Origin of the sequence: Verrucosispora sp. SN26_14.1 (assembly GCF_004307965.1) — a bacterium.
Lineage (GTDB): Bacteria > Actinomycetota > Actinomycetes > Mycobacteriales > Micromonosporaceae > Micromonospora.
This window is the reverse complement of the sequence record NZ_SISL01000075.1, coordinates 1-18,315: the sequence shown is the minus strand read 5'-3', so window position 1 is coordinate 18,315 and position 18,315 is coordinate 1. Positions and strand designations below refer to the sequence as shown.

Below are 18,315 nucleotides of genomic sequence, written 5' to 3'. Positions count from 1 at the left end.
GGCGAGGGCACCGAGCGCCACGGCAGCCGGCAGGGCGATCAGGTGCGCCCAGAGGCCGAGTGCCAGGCCAGCGACGATCGACCGGTCGTCCGGCCCGGTCGGCACGGCCATCCCGCCGAGCAGCCACGGGATCACCAGCGCGACCGCGATCAGACCCAGACCTGCGGTCGCCGCGGCGAGCAGTCCGGCCGCCCACTCCCGCGTCGGCCCGAGCGCGACCACGGCCAGCCGACGCTGAGCGTCCGGCTCCACGTCCAGCAGGATCTTGGTCTGCCAGGCCAGGACCGGAAAGAGGACCACCGCCGACACGCCGTAGGCCTCGGCCGGCTCGGCGCGGCCACCGCCGTAGAGGATGCCCAACACGAGCAGGCCGGCCAGGACCGGTGCCAGCGCCCGTCCGGTACGCAGGAAGCCCGCGAGCCGGAACCGGACCAGCGCGATCACGGCGCCACCTCGGAGGCCGCCCCGGCCACAGATTCGGTGACGTCCGCCGACGCGTCGTGTCCGCGTACCCGGAGGACGCGGTGACCGTCGGCGCGCAGCCGGCGCACGGCGTCGGCGACGCCGGCAGCCGGGACCGCCACCTCCACCACGACGGTGGCCTCCGCACCGGCCCACGGCCCCTCGGCCACCGTCTGACCGTCGACGGTCCACTGCCGGGCACCAGGCAGTCGGGCCGTCTCACCGCGATGATCGCTGACCAGTACCACACCGCCCTCGGCCAGCACCTCGCCCACGACCTCGGGGACCAGTTCGCGGGCGGCGGCGTCCAGGCCCTCCCAGGGCTCGTCGAGGACGAGCAGTCCCGGCGGGCGCAGCAGTGCCTGGGCCAGACCGACCTTCTGCGCGGTGCCCTTCGAGAGCTGGGGCAGCCGGCTGGCCCGGTAGGGTCCGAGACCGAGGCGCTCGACCCAGTGGTGCACCGCCCGGCCCGCCTCGTCACGAGCGAGTCCACGCACCCGGGCTGCCGCGTCGAGGTATCCCTCGACGGTGAAGGGCTGGTCGGCGGGAAAGCGTTCCGGTACCCAGCCCACCACGGCCGGTCGATCGCGCACCCGCCCCCGGGACGGCGGCAGGATCCCGGCGACGAGTTGCAGCAGCGTCGACTTGCCGGCGCCGTTGCGCCCGTGCACCACCACCGCCTCGCCGGGCGCGATCTCGATCGTCACCGATCGAAGCACCCAGGGACCGGGACGGCGGTACCGCAGCCAGACGTCCTCCAGTCGCATCAGGCGAGCTTGCCACCTCGGTCACGGCGAAGGGGCCCCGCCACGGTCGTGTGGCGGGGCCCCTTCGAGGCGTTCGTCCTGCTCAGCTGTCGGCCGAGCCCTCCTGCAGGTTCTTCACCAGGTTCGGGTCGATCGGCACGCCCGGGCCCATGGTCGTGGTGAGGGTGACCTTCTTGAGGTACTTGCCCTTCGCCGCGGACGGCTTGGCCCGCAGCACCTCGTCCAGGACCGCCACGTAGTTGTCCACCAGCTGGGTCTCGGAGAACGAGGCCTTGCCGATGATCAGGTGCAGGTTGGAGTGCTTGTCCACCCGGAAGGTGATCTTGCCGCCCTTGATGTCCGCGACCGCCTTGGTGACGTCCATGGTCACCGTGCCGGTCTTCGGGTTCGGCATCAGACCGCGCGGGCCCAGGATCCGCGCGATCCGGCCGATCTTGGCCATCTGGTCCGGCGTGGCGATCGCCGCGTCGAAGTCCAACCAACCGCCCTGGATTCGGGCGACCAACTCGTCGGTACCCACCTCGTCGGCACCGGCGGCGACGGCCTCCTCGGCCTTCGCGCCGGCGGCGAAGACGATCACGCGGGCGGTCTTACCGGTGCCGTGCGGCAGGTTGACCGTGCCGCGGACCATCTGGTCCGCCTTGCGGGGGTCGACGCCGAGGCGCATGGCGACCTCGACCGTGGCGTCGAACTTGACGTTGGTCGTCTCCTTGGCCAGCTTCACGGCCTCGGCGGGGGTGTAGAGCTTCGACCGGTCGATGACCTCGGCGGCCTTGCGGTAGCTCTTGCTGCGCTGCATTTCTGTCTACTCCTGTGGTTTCTGGCGGGCCGCGGTGCTCGCGCGCCCTCCCACGATCCGTACGGGTCGCTGGTGACCGAGATCAGTCGGTGACGTTCAGGCCCATCGACCGGGCGGTGCCGGCGATGATCTTCTCAGCCTGGTCGAGGTCGTTGGCGTTGAGGTCGGCCATCTTCTTCTCGGCGATCTCACGCAGCTGGGCGCGGGTCACCGAGCCGACCTTCTGGGTGTGCGGGACGCCCGAGCCCTTCGCCACACCAGCGGCCTTGATCAGCAGCCGGGCGGCGGGCGGGGTCTTCAGCACGAAGGTGAAGGACCGGTCCTCGTACACGCTGATCTCGGCGGGGACGACATCGCCCCGCTGCGACTCGGTCTGCGCGTTGTAGGACTTGCAGAACTCCATGATGTTCACGCCGTGCTGACCGAGCGCAGGGCCCACCGGCGGCGCCGGGGTGGCCTGGCCCGCCGGCAGCTGAAGCGTGAACGTCTTGACGAGCTTCTTCTTCGGAGGCATGTCACTTCCTGGGGCTTGGAACTGGGAATTGTTCGCACCGACGTCGCCGTCGAGCGCGCACGGTCAGCGCGTGTGGGACGGCGGCGACGTTCTAGGGTAGCGCAGGTCGGAATCCACCCGCCCACAGAGGTTGCCCGACGGGGGCGGGACGGGCCAGACGAACGACGGCGACCGCCGGCGACGACCCCCTGGGCCGTCGCCGACGGTCGATGCGATCAGATCTTGGCGACCTGGTTGAAGTTCAGCTCCACCGGCGTCTCCCGGCCGAAGATCGACACCAGCACCTTGAGCTTCTGCTGGTCGGCGTTGATCTCACTGATCGTGGCCGGCAGCGACGCGAAGGCGCCGTCGGTGACCGTCACCGAGTCGCCGACCTCGAAGTCGAGGACCTTGATCTCCGGCTTGGCCTTCTTCTGCTCGGTCTCGACGGACGGCGCCAGCCACTTCAGCACCTCGTCGAGGCTCAGCGGGGCCGGACGGTCGGCCCGGTCCGTGGCACCCACGAAGCCGGTCACCCCGGGCGTGTTGCGCACGCAGGAGTAGGACTCGGCGGTCAGCTCCATCCGGACCAGGATGTAGCCCGGGAAGACCTTCGCCTGGACCTGGGACCGCTTGCCGTTCTTGACCTCGACCTCTTCCCGGGTCGGCACCTCGACCTGGTAGATGTAGTCCTCCATGTCGAGGGACGTGATCCGGGTCTCGAGGTTGGTCTTGACCTTGTTCTCATAGCCGGCGTACGAGTGCACCACATACCAGTCGCCCGGCGCGTAGCGCAGCTTCTGCCGCAGCTCCGCGACCGGGTCGTAGTCCTCGTCGGGTGCGGGCTCCGTCGTCGCGAACTCCGGCTCGCTGGCGGCCTCGACCGACTCGTCGTTCGCCGCCGTCGCCACCGTGGACTGCTCGTCCGGGGTCTCGGCGGTCTCGTCGTACTCAGGCACGCTTGCTCACTTCCGTCACTATCGGCACAGTCAGCCGGTCAGCTGGGGTTGCCGAAGACCCACAACACGCCCTTCGCGAAGGCGTAGTCAAGGCCGGCCACGATCGTCAGCATCATCGCGACGAATGCGACCACCACGGCCGTGTAGGTCAGCAGCTCCTTGCGCGTCGGCCAGATGACCTTACGCAGTTCGGCCACGACCTCGCGGATGAAACGCGCGACGCGGCCGAACAGGCCCACCTTGTCGGCATCGGCACGCGTCTTCGACCGGCTGTCGGCGGAATCCGCCTTCGCCCGTTCGCGGGTGGCGGTGCCGCCCCGCGATACCAGATCGTCCGCGTCGGTGGCGTCGTCGTCGGCACCGTCACCGTCGTTGACCACCTCGTCGTTCAGGCGGTCGTCGTCGGCGTCCTCGCCGCGCCGCTTGTTGTCGGCCACTTCGCCCTCCGTCGCGGGATGTCGGGGTCGCACGCGGTACGCGTACGCGGCGCTGGTCACGCCGGCCGGACCAACCGTCCCGGGACGGGCCGCGGCCGGCGGATCAACCGGAGGGGCCCCGATGCCTCGGAACCTCTCCGCCGATGCCACCACCACGGGCCGCACGCCACCGAGCGGTGACGCGACCCACGGAACGGTCAGGCCTGAGGCGCAGGGGTGACAGGACTTGAACCTGCAGCCTGCGGTTTTGGAGACCGCTGCTCTGCCAATTGAGCTACACCCCTGTGTGGCAACGCTCGTCCCACCCGGTCACACGACCAGGCAGGAGTCACTTGCCCCACGGCGGACCAGTGTACGGGTAGGGACCCGACTTTCCCAACCGGTCTGCCGATCGCGGCGAGCGGTGCCGGTCAGCCCGTCGTCCGCACGATGGCCCGCGCCTGCGACAACACCTTCTCGCCCTGACAGGTGGCGGTGATGTCGAGCCTGGTCAGGCCCGCATCGGTGACCTCGCGGACGACTGCGGTCACCACGATCTCGGTGCCCTGGTCGTCGTCCGGCACCACCACCGGACGGGTGAACCGGACGTTGTAGTCGACCACCGCGTCGGGTCCACCGGCCCAGGCGGTGACGGCCCGGCCGACCAGCGCCATGGTGAACATGCCGTGCGCGATCACGCCCGGCAGACCGACCTTGGTGGCGAACCTGTCGTTCCAGTGGATCGGGTTGAAGTCGCCCGAGGCGCCGGCGTAGCGGACCAGGTCCGCCCGGGTCACTCGGAACGTCTGGTTGGTCAGCTCCATGTCAGGCCTCCCCGCGTACGACGAGCTTGGACCAGACCGTGACCACCGGCTCGCCGGCGGTCGTGCTGACCTCGGTCCGGGTGGTCAGGAACTCGTGACCACCCCGGCTGGTGATGTCCTCCACGACGTTGACACAGACCAGCTCGTCGCCGGCCGCCACCGGGCGGGTGTACGCGAACCGCTGGTCGCCGTGGACGACCCGGCTGTAGTCGACGCCGAGGGCCGGGTCCTCGACGATCTGGCGGCTGGCGGCCATGGTGATCACCACGGGGAAGGTCGGCGGCGCGACCACGTCCGGATGGCCCAGGGCACGGGCCGCCTCCGGATCGTGGTAGGCGGGATCGGTGGCCCCGATCGCCGTCGCGAACTCACGGATCTTCTCGCGGCCCACCTGGTAGGGGGCGGTCGGCGGAAAACTGCGGCCGACGAAGGAGTGGTCCAGGGACATGTCGCGAACCTACACGCAACGCACGAACGCCGATCCGCGCGGTCGACGTCGGCCCGAGGGCCGCGCCGCCGCACGAACCGGCGATCCTGGTACGCGTCGACCCGGGCCGAGTCGGCCCGGACGGGTCAGCGGGTCTCGCGGTGAACGGTGTGCCGACCGTCCCGGGGGCAGAACTTCTTCAGCTCGATGCGGTCCGGGTCGTTACGGCGGTTCTTGCGCGTGATGTAGTTGCGCTCCTTGCACTCCACACACGCCAAAGTGATCTTCGGCCGGACATCGGTCGCCTTCGCCACGGCGGAGTGCCTTCCTCGCTAACGGATACAACTACAGCGCTACAGCGTACGCACCACAAGGGCGGACACGCAAAGCGGGCGCCCAAGGCGCCCGTGCCACCGACCGCCGGAATGCTCCGGACGGACGAGAGTAGCGGTGGCCGGACTTGAACCGGCGACACAGCGATTATGAGCCGCTTGCTCTACCATCTGAGCTACACCGCCGTGGTGGGCCCAGCCGGACCCTCTGAGCCCCCTTACGGAATCGAACCGTAGACCTTCTCCTTACCATGGAGACGCTCTGCCGACTGAGCTAAGGGGGCCTGCGCGATCACTCGGTGGCCGCGCAGAGGTAAGAGTACACGGCCCTACCGCGCTGGTGAAATCGGATCCCCGGGGACGTCGGACACCCAGCTCAGGGGACCACTCGCAGGCGCGGCAGCTCGTTGTCGGTGATCGATTCCGGGTCGACCTGGGCGCCGAACCATGCCTCCAGCCGCTCGTACGGCAGCGGGCGGCTGAACAGGAATCCCTGGCCGATCTCGCAGCCGATGTCCTGGAGCAGTTCCAGAGTCAGCTCGCTCTCCACTCCCTCGGCCACCACGGTCAGGCCGAACTGTTGGGAGAGGGTCACCACGGCGTTGACGATCGCCAGGTCACCGGGATCGGTCGCCATGCCCTGGACGAAGGAGTGGTCCACCTTGACCTCGTGCACCGGCAACCGGCGCAGGTGGGCCAGCGAGGAACTACCGGTGCCGAAGTCGTCCACCGAGAGCCGTACGCCGAGGTCCCGCAGGCGGCGCAGGGTCGGGATGGGCCGGTCGGTGCCGTCCAGCACCCCGGCCTCCTCGATCTCCAGGGTCAACAGCTGCGCCGGTACGTCGTACTCCGCCAGCAACTCGCGCACCCGCTCCGGGAAGTGCTGGTCGTTGAGCGTACGCGCGGAGATGTTGACCGCGACGGCGAGCGACTGGCCGCCGTGCGCCCAGTCGCGGCTGTGGCGCAGCCCCTCCCGTAGCACGAACTCGGTGAGCCGCCCGAGCTGGCCGGTGTGTTCGGCCACCGCGACGAAGTCCTGTGGGGCGACCGTGCCGTGGGTGGGATGCTCCCACCGGGCCAGGCACTCCACTCCCACCAGACGCCGGTCGCGCAGCGTCACCTTCGGCTGGTAGTAGATCTCCAGTTCGCCGTTCTCCAGGGCGCTGCGCAGGTCACCGGCGAGACCCAGCCGATGCAGCGCACGCGACTCCAGGGCGGGCGTATAGAGCTGCACGCTGCCGGGGACCGACTTGGCGGCCGACGCCGCCACGTCCACCCGTTGCAGCAGCGTCGCCGGATCGCTGCCGTGATCCGGATGCACCACCACGCCGACGGCGGTGTCCACGTCCAACGTGAGGGCGTCGAAGACCATCTCGTCCCGGATCTGCTCGCGCAGGTGGCCGGCGAGTTCCACCGCCGCCTCGGCACTCTCCAGACGCAACGTCACCAGGAACTCGTCGCCGCCGGCCCGACCGACCAGGGCCGCCGACGGTACGCATCCACGCAGCCGGTCGGCGACCTCGACCAGCACCTTGTCCCCCGCGGCGTGCCCGAGGGACTCGTTGACCTGTCGCAGGCGGTCGACGTCGAAGAGCAGCAGCGCCACCACCTCGCCGGGGGCCCGAATCCGGACCGCCTCGGTCAGCGCACCGAGGATCCGGCGGCGGTTGGGCAGCTTGGTGAGCCCGTCGTGGTACGCGTCGTGCCGCAACCGGTCGACCAGGCGCGAGTTCTCCAGCGCGACCGCCGCGTGGGCGGCGACCGTCTCGAAGACGGTCACGTCCGCGGCCCGAAACGAGTTGGTGTCGCCGAGCCGGTTGGTCACCTCAAGGGTGCCGATGACCGCCTTGCCAGACCGCAGCGGCACCACGATCACGTCCTTGACCGAGGTCGACTCCAGCGTGTCGCGCAGTTCCGGGTCGTCGCCGCCCAGCCGACTGCTGACCGCCACGGTCTCCTGCCGGGCCACCGCGACGTCCCGCAACGCGGCCGGGCTGTGCGTGGAGTCCAGCAGGCCGGGCTTGCCCTCCTGGGCGGTCAGCAGCACCTCCGGGTGGCGGCCCTGGGCCGGCAACCAGAGGGTGGCGGACTCCGCCTGCATCAGGCTGCGGATCCGGACCAGCAACGCGTCGATCAGGTTGCCGTCCGGGCCGCTCTCGGTGATCCCCTTGGTGAACTCGTACATCTCGGCGACCGTGCGGTGCTGCCGGAAGAACTGCGCGTACGAGCCGTAGACCAGAGCGAAGGCGATGCCCAGACCGGCGAAGAGGAACACCGCCCAGGGCGTGCCCTCCAGCGCGATGATGATCACCAGACCGATGGCGAGGTTGATCGTGACCGCGAGCAACATCGGCGGCGCCGCCCGGAGCATCTCCCGTCCGGCCTGCCAGCCCTGCACCACGGAGACCACCGCGACCACGGCGGCCAACGCGACGAGGGTGTGCGTACCCACGGCGACGGTCAGCACGGCCCAGGTACCCGGACCGACGCCACCCGGCTGCGGCAACACGTGGTAGACCACGGTCGCCAGAGATGTCGCTATCGCCGCGAGCGCGACGTTGAACCAGAACTTCGCCGGCAGCAGTTTGCGACGGATCTGCACCACGATGGCGGCGGCCGTGTACGCCAGCACCACCGAGAGCGGCGGCAGCAGATAGAGGGCGACGACCAACGGGATCTCGGTCGGCGTGGCGGCGAGCGCCTGACGCCGCACCACGACGTTGATGGTCGGCAGTGCGGCGGCCACCATCGCCGCTGTGAGCAGCAACGTCATCGGCCAGTCCCCCAGGGAGGGGGACGTCGTCAGCCCGAGGATCAGTGAGAAGACGACAGCACCGAGCGCCAACGGCCCGGTGACCAGCCAGGCGTACTCCGTCCGCCGTCGGATGGGGCGGGGGCGAGGCGTCATGGCTCCCCTAGCGACCTGAACTCAGCGGATCCCGGAGGGGCCCGGACGCGCGAAGGCCCGTCAGGGGATCAGCGACCCTAGGGTCGGCATGTTCCACTCGAGACCATTCGCCCTGACATCGAACTCCGCGACCGTGCTCGTCGCGAGAACCAGGCCGGAAACCAGCAAGAGGGAGCCGAGTAGCCGGCCCAAACGTCGAGCAGACATCTGTGCTCCTGAGTGGGGTGAAGGGAACGCGATGGAGGTCCCCCGATGGTGCCACAGCGAGTCGGCCGGTGGAAAGTTCACAGACCTGATGTTGGTCCGGTTGTCGTGCCGCACGACACGTACGTACCCGTCGCGTACAACGTCCGGGCAGGTCAGCGCTGGCAGCGCCGGTGCCACTGAAGAAGAAGACACCAACCACCCATTCCCCACTAAGGCGGCGTAGCGGATCTAGCGGACAATGGCGAAGAATACTTTTGACCGGATAATGCGGAATGGCGGAAGACCTCCAATCACGCCACCGTAAGCGATCAGTTACCCCGCGTCTGTGACCGCTCTTCCGCCCTGCGTCGGTCCGCGTCCTCCATCGCGTGCCGAACAGCCAGCCGGATCACCAGGTAGAGCACCGCCAGCCCGACGCCCCACCCGGCGAGGGCGAACGGCACGCTCTCGAGCTGCACGAACCCAGAGTAGGCCGAACACACCATCGCAGTCACCCCCATGGATGGCCGAATCGTGCCAACCTACACGAAGGCGCTGCTCAACGGCGCCGACGGCCGATCTGTCGGGTACCCGCTCCCGCCGTCCGAGACATTCGGCGCCCTCGCCGACCAGCGGCCGGACGAAGAATGCGACCTTCCCGGTTCACCGCTACCCGACCTCGACCGGCTGAAGGTACCGACGGCTTCCGCATTATCGGACCCCGATTTCGTAGTCGATAAAGGCGCGGAGTCGCGTACGGGTCGACAGCCTTATGCCGTTCGCTGCCGGGCACGCTGGACCGAACTCGCGTTGACTGCCACCCGGAGAACACACCCCGAAGGCCGAGCGGGCCGCCGAGCGGATCATGGGCACCACCACTCCTCGCCGGGACAGTGCAGAGCAACCCGACGACTACAGGTAGCCGATTCCCACCTGGGTGACGTGAGCCGCGAGTGGCACCGGCCCGTTCTCGTCCTCGTGCTGGCATGGCACTGCCGCAGGCGCGCACACCGCCATGTAGCTCCCCAGGAAGACCTTCCGCTGCCGGCCGCCGGTCTCGTACTTCACGTTCACCCCGCGCCGGACCGCCCGGCCCTCCCCGACGAACTCGTAACCGAGCAAAATCTCGATGTGCACGGTGCCGTGAGGATGATCGACCGGATCAACGGCTCCAGGATCGGGAATGACGAACCCGGCCGCATCCTCCGCACCGTCAAGGTCACGGTGAGTCGGCGGCCAGCCCTCGGAGTCCACCACGGGTGAACCTCGGGACGCGGTCAGCAACCGCACCTGAGCACCGAGCAGACGAGTCGAACCACCGTGCATGACCGGCTCGATGCTCTTGATCGTCACCGGCCCCTTGTCGATCCGAACGATTGTGACGCCGTCCGTGAGTCGATAACCGACAGCGAAGGACCCTCCCCAGCCGTAGCTACTCGTCTGGGCAAACACGTCATCGCCAAGCTGGTCAGAGCCCAAGAACGACGAACCGCAGCCGGTGGCGGCGAGTGTCACGACAAGGATGCCCGCCATCCCCGCTCGGACGAACCGAGTGCTCACGCAACCTCCTCGACCTCACGGTGAGCCAGCCGCCGACAGGCTGCCCCGCCTTCTACAGCGCCGACCGACGGCACGCGGACATCGGCCCTCACAAGGATCCTGACAGCCCTCATCAATCCCCGACGGCAAGGGACTCGGCGCAGGAAGTCACTCAGGAGCGCAACGGGCTGGACTCAGCCGGACGGAGCTAGCTCAACGAGAGCGGCCCCTGATCAGCATCTCTGCTGGTCAGGGGCCGTTGTCGCACCTGGTGGCGGGTAGAGGATTCGAACCTCTGAAGCTTTCGCGACGGATTTACAGTCCGCTCCCATTGGCCGCTCGGGCAACCCGCCAGGGCGTACCACCGCACCGTGGCGCGGCAGCGGAAGCAAGGATAGCGGCTACCACCGGCTCCGGCGCAACCGGGTACCGTCAGGGAGTCGTACCCCTGGGCATCGGGGGCAAAGGATCACAAATCAGCCGGACAGCAGGAGCATGAGCATGGCAGCGAACCCGTCGTTCGACATCGTCAGCAAGGTCGACCGCCAGGAGGTCGACAACGCCCTTCGCCAGGCGGAGAAGGAGCTCGCGACGCGGTTCGACTTTCGGGGGACCGGCGCGGAGATCTCCTGGTCGGGTGAGGAGGCGATCAGCCTCCAGGCGGAGACCGAGGAGCGGGTGAAGGCCGCGCTGGACGTCTTCAAGGAGAAGTTGGTCAAGCGCAACATCTCGATGAAGTCGTTGGACGCGGGTGACCCGCGCCCGTCGGGCAAGATCTTCAAGATCGACGCCAAGGTGATCCAGGGCATCGACCAGGAGAAGGCCAAGGCGATCAGCAAGAAGATCCGCGACGAGGGTCCCAAGGGAGTCCAGGCGCAGATTCAGGGTGACCAGCTTCGGGTCACCGGCAAGAAGAAGGACGACCTGCAGGCCGTCATCACGCTGCTCAAGGGCGAGGACTTCGGCGTCGCCCTGCAGTTCAACAACTACCGCTGAGGCAGCGGCCCCCGCGGTCGGCCGCCCCTCAGGAATACCGGGGGCGGCCGGCGGGCGGCGTCTGCGCCGAGCCGGTGCGAGCGGGGTACGCACGGCTCAGCCGGGTGCCTGGCGGCTGAGGTCCTCCCAGGCTCGGTACTCGTCGACTCTGGCCTGCTCCATCTGCCTGACGATGTCGTAGGAGTTGCTGCCGACGATGAGGCGTAGCGGCGGCTCGGGCAGGTCGACCAGCGTCATGATGACCGGTGCGGCGGTCTCGGGCGGCGGGCCGGCGTCGTCGCCCCAGAGTTCGGCCAGTTGCGCCCGCAGCGGCGCGTACGCCGGTCGGGGTTCGGTAGCGGTCATGCCCGACGTGTAGAGGCCGGTGTCGTAGCCGCCGGGCTGCACGATGCTGACCCTGATGCCGAAGGGCGCGAGTTCCATCGCCAGAGATTGGCTGAGCGCGTCGAGTGCGGCTTTGCCGGCCGCGTAGAGGCCGACGGAGGCGACGCCGCCGCCGCTGCCCATCGAGGTGACCTGGAGCAGGCGACCGCCGCCCTGGGCACGCAGGTGCGGGATGACGGCCTGGGTGACCCAGACGGCGCCGAAGAAGTTGACGTCGAGGTGCTGCCGGATCTGCTCCTCGGTGGCTTCCTCCAGCATGCCGAGCAGCATCCCGCCGGCGTTGTTGAGGACGACGTCGAGCCGACCGAAGGTCTCGGCCGCGCGGTCCACCGCCAGCGTGACGGCGGCCCGGTCGGCGACGTCCAGGGGCAGTGCGACCAGCCGGTCGGGGTGGCGCGCGGCCAGCTCGGCCAACGGGTCGACGTCGCGGGCCGCTCCGACGACCCGGTCCCCTGCGGCCAGGGCGGCCTCGGTGACCGCCCGGCCCAGTCCACGGCTGGCTCCGGTGACGAACCACACGCGAGGATCTGCCACCCCGCACCTCCCTCGATCGAGTGAGACGAGACGGACCGTCTCGCTTGGCGGATCGAGTCTGCTCCGCCGACACCGATCCGTCAAGACGGACCGTCTCGTCTCACTCTCGATATGCTCAAGCTCATGTTCCCGGCCCCGAGAAACACCGACCCGACCCAGGACCTGGCCACCACCCAGGCCCAGGCCACAGCCCAGGCACCGGCACCGGCACCGGCACCGGCACCGGCACCGAAGCGTCCGGACCCGGCACGCCGGAGTGAACGGTCCCGGCAGGCCGTGCTGGGTGCCACGCGGGAACTGGTCTCCGAGGTCGGGTACGCGAAGCTCTCCATCGAGGCCATCGCGGCGCGGGCGGGGGTCGGCAAGCAGACGATCTATCGGTGGTGGCGGTCGAAGGGGGCCGTGGTCTTCGACGCGTTCCTGGCGTTGAGCGAGGAGGCCGGCGGTGTGAGGCTGCCGGACACCGGCGACATCGAGGCCGACCTGAGGACGGTGCTGCGGGCCACCGTCGCGGAGTTCGCCGACCCGGCGTTCGAGGCGCCGATCCGGGCGCTCAACCTGGAGATCGCGGCCGATCCGGAGCTGGCCACGCAGTACCGGGAACGACTGGCGGCTCCGGTGGACGAGGCCAAGCGGGAGCGGCTGCGCAGCGCGCAGCGGGCGGGGCAGATTCGCGCCGACGCCGACCTGGACCTGACGCTCGAACTGCTCTACGCGCCGCTGTACCAGCGGTGGCTGCTCCGCCTCGGGCCGCTCACCGACGAGTACGCCGACACGCTGGTCGCGCACGTGCTCCGCGCGGTGCGCCCCGGACCGTGAGCGGGTGCCGGGGACACGGTCAGACGGTGGCGGGCTCTTCGAGGCGTACCGCGTCGGCTTCGGCGCGGGCGATGGGGCCGGCGGGCAGGGCCGCGACCCCGGCCCCGACGGCGACCGCCGCACCGGCGAACAGGAAGGCCCAGGGCACCCCGCCGGCCTGGTCGACGATCAGGCCGGCGACGGCACCACCGGCCGCGCTCGCGCCGACCGACATGGTCACCACCCAGGTGTACGCCTCGTTCAGCATGCCCAGCGGGGAGATCCGCCCGACCAGGGTGTTCTCCAGGGTCAACGCGGGCGCGATGGCGGCACCACCGATGACCAGGGCGACGCCCAGCGCGCCCGCCGTGGGCATCACGGCGAACACCACGAAGCTGCTCGCCACCAAGCCCAACAGCCAGGCGAACTGGCGGGTCATGTTGAGGGCCGGACGGCGCAGGCCGAACCAGAACCCACCGATCGCGCTGCCGATCCCCCAGACGGCCAGCAGCACACCGGCGAGGCTGTCCGGGTCGTCGGCGGCGTAACGGGTGGCGAACGCCGGCACGGTAACGCCGGTCGCGCCGAACGCGATGCCGAGGCTGGCCACGCAGAGCAGCAGCGCCGGGAAGCCGGGGACCCGCAGCGGGCCGAGCCCTCGGGTGCGGTGCTCACGGGAGTGCGGCTGCCAGCCGCGCATGGTGCGGCCGAGCGCCACCGCCACGGTGCCGACGAGGGTGACCACGGCCGCGCCGATCAGGGCCGCTCCGGCGTCGGCGAACAGGATGAAGCCGGCGACGAGCAGTGGGCCGAGCACGAAGACGATCTCGAACAGCGTCGTCTCCGCGGCGAGCGCCGTGTTGCGCAGGTGGTAACGGCCCGAGGAGACGCTGGTCAGGTCGTTCCAGGCACCCCGGATGGCGGCGGTGAGCGGCGGGTACGACCCTCCTGCCAGCGCCGAGGCCACCAGCACCACGGCGAAGGGCACGGTGTCGGAGCGGGCCGACAGGAGCAGCCCGATCAGCGCCAGTGGATGGGCGATCGCGGTGCCGACCAGGACCGGGGTGGGACCGATCCGGTCGGCGATCCGTCCGGCGATCGGGCTGAGCGCGGCACCGGTGAGGGCGTAGCAGCCGCCGGCCAGGGCGGCCAGCGAGTAGCGGCCGGTGACCTGCTCCACGACGAGCAGCAGCGCCAGTGGCGTCATGCCGATCCCGAGCCGCCCGAGGATGCCGGTGATCAGCAGGGTCGGCGCACCTGGGATCTGCCAGACGCTCAGATACCGGCGCAGCCCGACCACCGTGCACCCCCACCGCAGATGTAATGAGCCAGATTCGTTTAGACCCTAACGCCCGGGTGGTGCCGCGCAACATGGTTATCGCGCTCACAGGCCGCACCGACGCGCCGCCCGCGCCGGATGCTCCGGCGCGGGCGGCGAAGGGGTTGGGTGGTGCGTCAGCGCTGGTAGCGGACCGGGCCGACCTGGGCGGCCATCTGCTCCAGCCGAGCCACGCGCTCCTCCATCCGGGGGTGCGTGGCGAACAGGGCGGAGATGCCGCCGCCCTTGAACGGGTTGTCGATCATCAGGTGGGCGGTGCTGGTGAGCTGGCCCTCGGCCGGCAGCGGTCGACGCTGGGTACCCATGTGGATCTTCCGCAGCGCGCTGGCCAGGGCCAGCGGGTCGCGGGTCAGCTCGGCGCCGGAGGCGTCCGCCTGGAACTCCCGGTTGCGGCTGATCGCGAGCTGGATGACGGTCGCGGCGAGCGGGCCCAGGATGACGGTGAGCAGCAGTACGACCGGGTTCGGGCCGTCCTCGTCACTGTTGCCGCCGAGCGGGATGAACAGAGCGAGGTTCGCCAGCATGGTGATGATGCCGGCCAGACCGGCCGCCACGCTGGAGATGAGGATGTCCCGGTTGTAGACGTGGGACAGTTCGTGGCCGATCACGCCCCGCAGCTCGCGGTAGTCGAGGATCTCCACGATCCCCTGCGTCACGCAGACCGCCGCGTTCTGCGGGTTACGCCCGGTGGCGAACGCGTTGGGCTGGGCGGTCGGGCTCACGTAGAGACGGGGCATGGGTTGCCGCGCCTCGGCGGCCAGTTCCCGCACCATGTGGTACAGCTCCGGGAACTGCGCCTCGGTGACCGGCTGCGCCCGCATCGAGCGCAACGCCAGCTTGTCCGAGTAGAAGTAGGTGAAACCGTTCATCGCCAGCGAGACGAGGACGGCGACGACCAGTCCGCCACTGCCGCCGAACCAGTAGCCCACCGCCAGGATCAGCGAGGTGAGCAGGCCGAGCAGCGCGGCGGTCTTCAGACGGTTGTGGTGCACGATCACTCCTTCGGTGCACGGATGACGGGATCCGCTGACCGGTACAACAACCCGGTACCCGTAAACCATCCGCTTCATGACTGAGAGTTACCTGAACGGCAGTCATGACCAGGAGTGCGGTCGCGTTCAGCCTCCGGCGAGATCCAGCACGACCTGCGGTGCGAACCCGACCACCACGGCGAGGATCGTCGCCACCGCCAGCGCGGCGATCACCGCGCGTCCCGGTCGCACGGCGGGCGCGGCGGTCTCCCCCGGCGGCCCGTAGAGCAACGCCGCGACGCGCAGGTAGTAGGCCAGGCCGATGACCGCGTTCACCGCCACCACCAGGGCGAGCCAGTTCGCCTCGCCGCCGAGCAGCGAGCGGACCACCGTCACCTTGGCGAACAGCCCGGCCAGTGCCGGCGGCAGGCCCGCCAGCCCGACCAGCGCGAACGCCAGGCCGCCACCGATCCACGGGTGCCGGCGGGCCGCACCCCGCAGGTCGTCCAGGGTGCCGCCGTCCGCACCGGCCGGGCGCAGCGCCACCACCCCGGCGAAGGCGGCCAACTCCAACAGCACGAAGAAGACGGCGTACGCCAGGGCCGCCGCGTACGCACCGGTGCGCGCGTCGGGATCGGCCAGAGCCAGCGCGCCGAGCGGAGCGAGAATGTACCCGGCCTGCGCCACCGAGGACCAGGCCAGCAGTCGCACCGTACGCCGCTGACGCAGCGCCACCAGGTTGCCCACGGTCATGGTCAGCACGGCGACCGTGGCCAGCACCGGACCGGTCACCTCGGCCGGCAACGCGTGCTGCACCACGGCGAGCAGGGCCACCACCCCACCGAGCTTCGAGGCCGTCGACAGGTACGCGGCCACCGGCAGCGGTGCGCCGTCGTAGGTGGCCGGCGCCCAGACGTGGAACGGCACCGCCGCCACCTTGAACGCCAGTCCCGCCACCACGAGCGTCACCGCCACCGTGGTCAGCGGCAGGTCGAGCAGTGCCCCGTCGGCGAGCAGCCCGCCCAGCCGTTCCAGGTGCAGTGCGCCGGTGACCGCGTAGAGCAGCGCGGCACCCAGCAGCGTCAGCGTGGTGGCCACCACGCTCACCACGAAGAAGGTCACCGCCGCCTCGGCGCTGGCCAGACTGCCCCGGCGCAGGCCCACCAGCACGTACAGCGGCAGCGTGAGCACCTCCACCGCCACGATCAGGGTGATCAGGTCACCGGCCACGCCGAGCACCACGCCACCGGTCATCGAGCAGGCGAGCAGGAAGCAGTACTCCCCCACCGGAGTCCGCCCGTCGCGCAGCAACGGCCCGGACAGCGCCAGCACCCCGACCATCAGCAGCGCCACCAGCGCCGCGACCAGAGCGGCCCGGCCGCCGAAGACGTACGAGCAGTCGGGGCCGACGCAGAACGTCCGCCGGTCCGGGAGGGTGCCGACCGCCGCCGCCCCCACGGCGGTGGCGACCGCACCGGTGACCGCCGAGGCCACCGTCGCCGCCGGACGGGCCAGCAGCAGGTCCACCAGGAGCACCAGGACGGCCGTCCCGGCGGCCAGGTACGCCGGCAGCAACGCGACGTGGTCCACACTCTGCACTTCGCTCATGCCGGCACTCCGCTCCGCTGCGTGCCGCCACGAGGCACCACCGCGCCGCGTTGACGATTCGCTCGCTGACGCTCGCTCATGCCGGCACTCCGCTCCGCTGCGTGCCGCCACGAGGCACCACCGCGCTGAACCGAAGATTCACTCGCTCACGCTCGCTCATGGCAGCACTCCCACCAGGGCGGCCACCGGTGCCTCGGCGACGCCCAGCACCAGGGTCGGGGCCAGCCCGACGGCGAGGGTCAGCAGCACCAGCGGCACCCAGGCGGCCAGCTCGCCCCCCGCGATCCCCGGGCCGAGGCCGCTCACCGTCGGTGTCGGTCGGCCGTGGGTGACCCGGCGCAACAGCCGCAGCAGGTACGCCGCCGTCAACGCCCCGCCCAGCGCCGCCAGCACCGCCAGTGTGGTCCAGAGTGCGCCGCCCACCTGGATCGCGGCGACCACGGCGAACGCCTCGCCCCAGAAGCCGGCCAGACCGGGCAGCCCGAGCGAGGCGACCGCCGCGAAGGCGAGCAGCCCGGAGAGCCGGGGTGCGGTCTCCCGCAGCCCGGACAGTTCGCTCAACGCGCCGGTGTGCGTACGGTCCTTGATCGCGCCGGCCAGGAAGAAGAGCAGGCCGGTGATGATGCCGTGCGCCACGTTGCCGATCAGCGCCGCCTGGATGCCGGTGGCGGTGAGCGTGGCGACCCCGAGCAGCACGAAACCCATGTGCCCCACGCTGGAGTAGGCGATCAGCCGTTTCAGCTCGGTCTGCGCCAGGCAGACCAGCGAGCCGACCAGGATGGCGGCCACGGCGAGCACGCCGAGCACCGGTGCCGCCCAGCGGGCCCCCTCCGGGGCCACTCCGACGGCGACCCGGATCAGGCCGTACGTGCCCATCTTGAGCAGCACACCGGCGAGCAGCACACTGCCGACCGTCGGGGCCTGGGTGTGCGCGTCGGGCAGCCAGGAGTGCAGCGGCCAGAGCGGACTCTTCACCGCGAAGGCGACCGCGAACAGGGTGAACGCGGTGAGCTGGGTGGTCCTGGACAGGCCCGTGCCGCCGGTCAGCGCCACGATGTCGGCGGTCCCGGCGGCGGCCACCACGACGTACACGCCGACCAGCAGCAGCACCGAGCCGAAGAGCGTGTAGAGGGCGAACTTCCGGGCCGCCCGTCGCCGCGCGTCGACCGCCGCCAGGTCGGCGCTGTCGCCGCCCCAGCCGACGATGATCGCGTACATCGGCAGCAGGACCACCTCGAAGAAGAGGAAGAACAGCACCAGGTCGAGGGCGAGGAAGGTGCCGAGGATGCCGACCTCGACCACCAGCAGCAGCGCCACCAGCGCCTTACCGCTGCCGCCGGTCGGCACCCGCCAGAGGCTGTAGCCGCAGCAGAGCAGCGTGAGCAGGGCGGTGAGCACCACCAGCGGCCAGGAGATGCCGTCCACCCCGAGGTGGAAGCGCAGGTCCAGGCCGGGTACCCAGGACAGGTCGACGGTGTGCCAGGGCAGCACCGCCCCGGCGGTGCCGTCCGGCAGGTACGCCGACCAGCCGGCGTCCCGGGCGGCGAGCAGCGCGACGGCCGCGACCAGGGTC

General features: G+C 70.3%; 18 protein-coding genes, 4 tRNA genes and 1 pseudogene. 2 read left to right on the top strand and 21 right to left on the bottom strand.

What is annotated here, in order from left to right; translation table 11 throughout:
* The 16 genes and pseudogenes from EYA84_RS10285 to EYA84_RS10215 all read right to left on the bottom strand — a co-directional run.
* Positions 1–444: pseudogene (locus EYA84_RS10285) on the bottom strand (hypothetical protein); the annotation flags it as partial.
* Positions 441–1,229: an ABC transporter ATP-binding protein gene (locus tag EYA84_RS10280; RefSeq protein ID WP_131052804.1), complete on the bottom strand. Its 789-nt coding sequence runs from the start codon at positions 1,227–1,229 to the stop codon at positions 441–443. The pseudogene EYA84_RS10285 and the gene EYA84_RS10280, both read right to left, overlap by 4 nt.
* A gap of 82 nt (positions 1,230–1,311) precedes the next feature.
* Positions 1,312–2,028: a 50S ribosomal protein L1 gene (gene rplA / locus EYA84_RS10275; protein WP_131052803.1), complete on the bottom strand. Its 717-nt coding sequence runs from the start codon at positions 2,026–2,028 to the stop codon at positions 1,312–1,314.
* An 82-nt stretch (positions 2,029–2,110) separates the two neighbouring features.
* Positions 2,111–2,542: a 50S ribosomal protein L11 gene (gene rplK / locus EYA84_RS10270; protein ID WP_131052802.1), complete on the bottom strand. Its 432-nt coding sequence runs from the start codon at positions 2,540–2,542 to the stop codon at positions 2,111–2,113.
* Between the two features lie 215 nt (positions 2,543–2,757).
* Positions 2,758–3,480, bottom strand: a complete 723-nt coding sequence (gene nusG, locus EYA84_RS10265) for a transcription termination/antitermination protein NusG (protein WP_131052801.1) — start codon at positions 3,478–3,480, stop codon at positions 2,758–2,760.
* Between the two features lie 38 nt (positions 3,481–3,518).
* Positions 3,519–3,917, bottom strand: coding sequence for a preprotein translocase subunit SecE (gene secE / locus EYA84_RS10260; RefSeq protein ID WP_131052800.1), 399 nt, complete (start codon positions 3,915–3,917; stop codon positions 3,519–3,521).
* A 211-nt stretch (positions 3,918–4,128) separates the two neighbouring features.
* A tRNA-Trp gene (locus EYA84_RS10255) sits at positions 4,129–4,201 on the bottom strand.
* Between the two features lie 126 nt (positions 4,202–4,327).
* Positions 4,328–4,720, bottom strand: a complete 393-nt coding sequence (locus EYA84_RS10250) for a MaoC family dehydratase (protein WP_131052799.1) — start codon at positions 4,718–4,720, stop codon at positions 4,328–4,330.
* A gap of 1 nt (position 4,721) precedes the next feature.
* Complete coding sequence (locus EYA84_RS10245; RefSeq protein ID WP_131052798.1) at positions 4,722–5,168, bottom strand: MaoC family dehydratase N-terminal domain-containing protein; 447 nt, start codon at positions 5,166–5,168, stop codon at positions 4,722–4,724.
* A 125-nt stretch (positions 5,169–5,293) separates the two neighbouring features.
* A complete protein-coding gene (gene rpmG / locus EYA84_RS10240; protein WP_007073056.1) occupies positions 5,294–5,461 on the bottom strand; it encodes a 50S ribosomal protein L33 in 168 nt (55 codons plus the stop codon).
* Positions 5,462–5,592: 131 nt separating this feature from the next.
* Positions 5,593–5,665: transfer RNA gene (locus EYA84_RS10235), tRNA-Met, on the bottom strand.
* A gap of 25 nt (positions 5,666–5,690) precedes the next feature.
* A tRNA-Thr gene (locus tag EYA84_RS10230) sits at positions 5,691–5,763 on the bottom strand.
* Positions 5,764–5,855: 92 nt separating this feature from the next.
* A complete protein-coding gene (locus tag EYA84_RS10225; protein WP_131052797.1) occupies positions 5,856–8,387 on the bottom strand; it encodes a bifunctional diguanylate cyclase/phosphodiesterase in 2,532 nt (843 codons plus the stop codon).
* A gap of 515 nt (positions 8,388–8,902) precedes the next feature.
* On the bottom strand, positions 8,903–9,052 hold the full coding sequence (locus EYA84_RS32435; protein ID WP_161594943.1) for a hypothetical protein: 150 nt from the start codon (positions 9,050–9,052) through the stop codon (positions 8,903–8,905).
* A gap of 433 nt (positions 9,053–9,485) precedes the next feature.
* Positions 9,486–10,133 carry a hypothetical protein gene (locus EYA84_RS10220; protein ID WP_131052796.1) on the bottom strand — a complete coding sequence of 216 codons (648 nt, stop codon included), beginning with the start codon at positions 10,131–10,133 and terminating at the stop codon, positions 9,486–9,488.
* A 248-nt stretch (positions 10,134–10,381) separates the two neighbouring features.
* Positions 10,382–10,465, bottom strand: a tRNA-Tyr gene (locus tag EYA84_RS10215).
* A gap of 148 nt (positions 10,466–10,613) precedes the next feature.
* Between EYA84_RS10215 and EYA84_RS10210 the strand changes: the two genes are divergently transcribed.
* Positions 10,614–11,108, top strand: a complete 495-nt coding sequence (locus EYA84_RS10210) for a YajQ family cyclic di-GMP-binding protein (protein WP_161594942.1) — start codon at positions 10,614–10,616, stop codon at positions 11,106–11,108.
* A 96-nt stretch (positions 11,109–11,204) separates the two neighbouring features.
* Here the strand turns inward: EYA84_RS10210 and EYA84_RS10205 are convergent, their stop codons facing one another.
* The gene (locus tag EYA84_RS10205; RefSeq protein WP_131052794.1) at positions 11,205–12,026 is read right to left on the bottom strand and encodes an SDR family NAD(P)-dependent oxidoreductase; all 822 of its coding nucleotides are present in this window, start codon (positions 12,024–12,026) and stop codon (positions 11,205–11,207) included.
* A 123-nt stretch (positions 12,027–12,149) separates the two neighbouring features.
* Here EYA84_RS10205 and EYA84_RS10200 point away from each other — a divergent pair, with 123 nt between their 5' ends.
* Positions 12,150–12,845, top strand: coding sequence for a TetR/AcrR family transcriptional regulator (locus EYA84_RS10200; RefSeq protein WP_131052793.1), 696 nt, complete (start codon positions 12,150–12,152; stop codon positions 12,843–12,845).
* Between the two features lie 19 nt (positions 12,846–12,864).
* Here EYA84_RS10200 and EYA84_RS10195 read toward each other — a convergent pair whose 3' ends face one another.
* The 4 genes from EYA84_RS10195 to EYA84_RS10180 form a co-directional block, all read right to left on the bottom strand.
* Positions 12,865–14,124, bottom strand: coding sequence for an MFS transporter (locus tag EYA84_RS10195; RefSeq protein WP_131052792.1), 1,260 nt, complete (start codon positions 14,122–14,124; stop codon positions 12,865–12,867).
* Positions 14,125–14,279: 155 nt separating this feature from the next.
* On the bottom strand, positions 14,280–15,155 hold the full coding sequence (gene htpX, locus EYA84_RS10190; protein ID WP_131052791.1) for a zinc metalloprotease HtpX: 876 nt from the start codon (positions 15,153–15,155) through the stop codon (positions 14,280–14,282).
* A 126-nt stretch (positions 15,156–15,281) separates the two neighbouring features.
* A complete protein-coding gene (locus EYA84_RS10185) occupies positions 15,282–16,742 on the bottom strand; it encodes an NADH-quinone oxidoreductase subunit N (protein WP_131052790.1) in 1,461 nt (486 codons plus the stop codon).
* 156 nt (positions 16,743–16,898) lie between these two features.
* Positions 16,899–18,315: NuoM family protein (locus tag EYA84_RS10180; RefSeq protein ID WP_131052789.1), on the bottom strand; the 1,417-nt coding region annotated here is incomplete at its 5' end.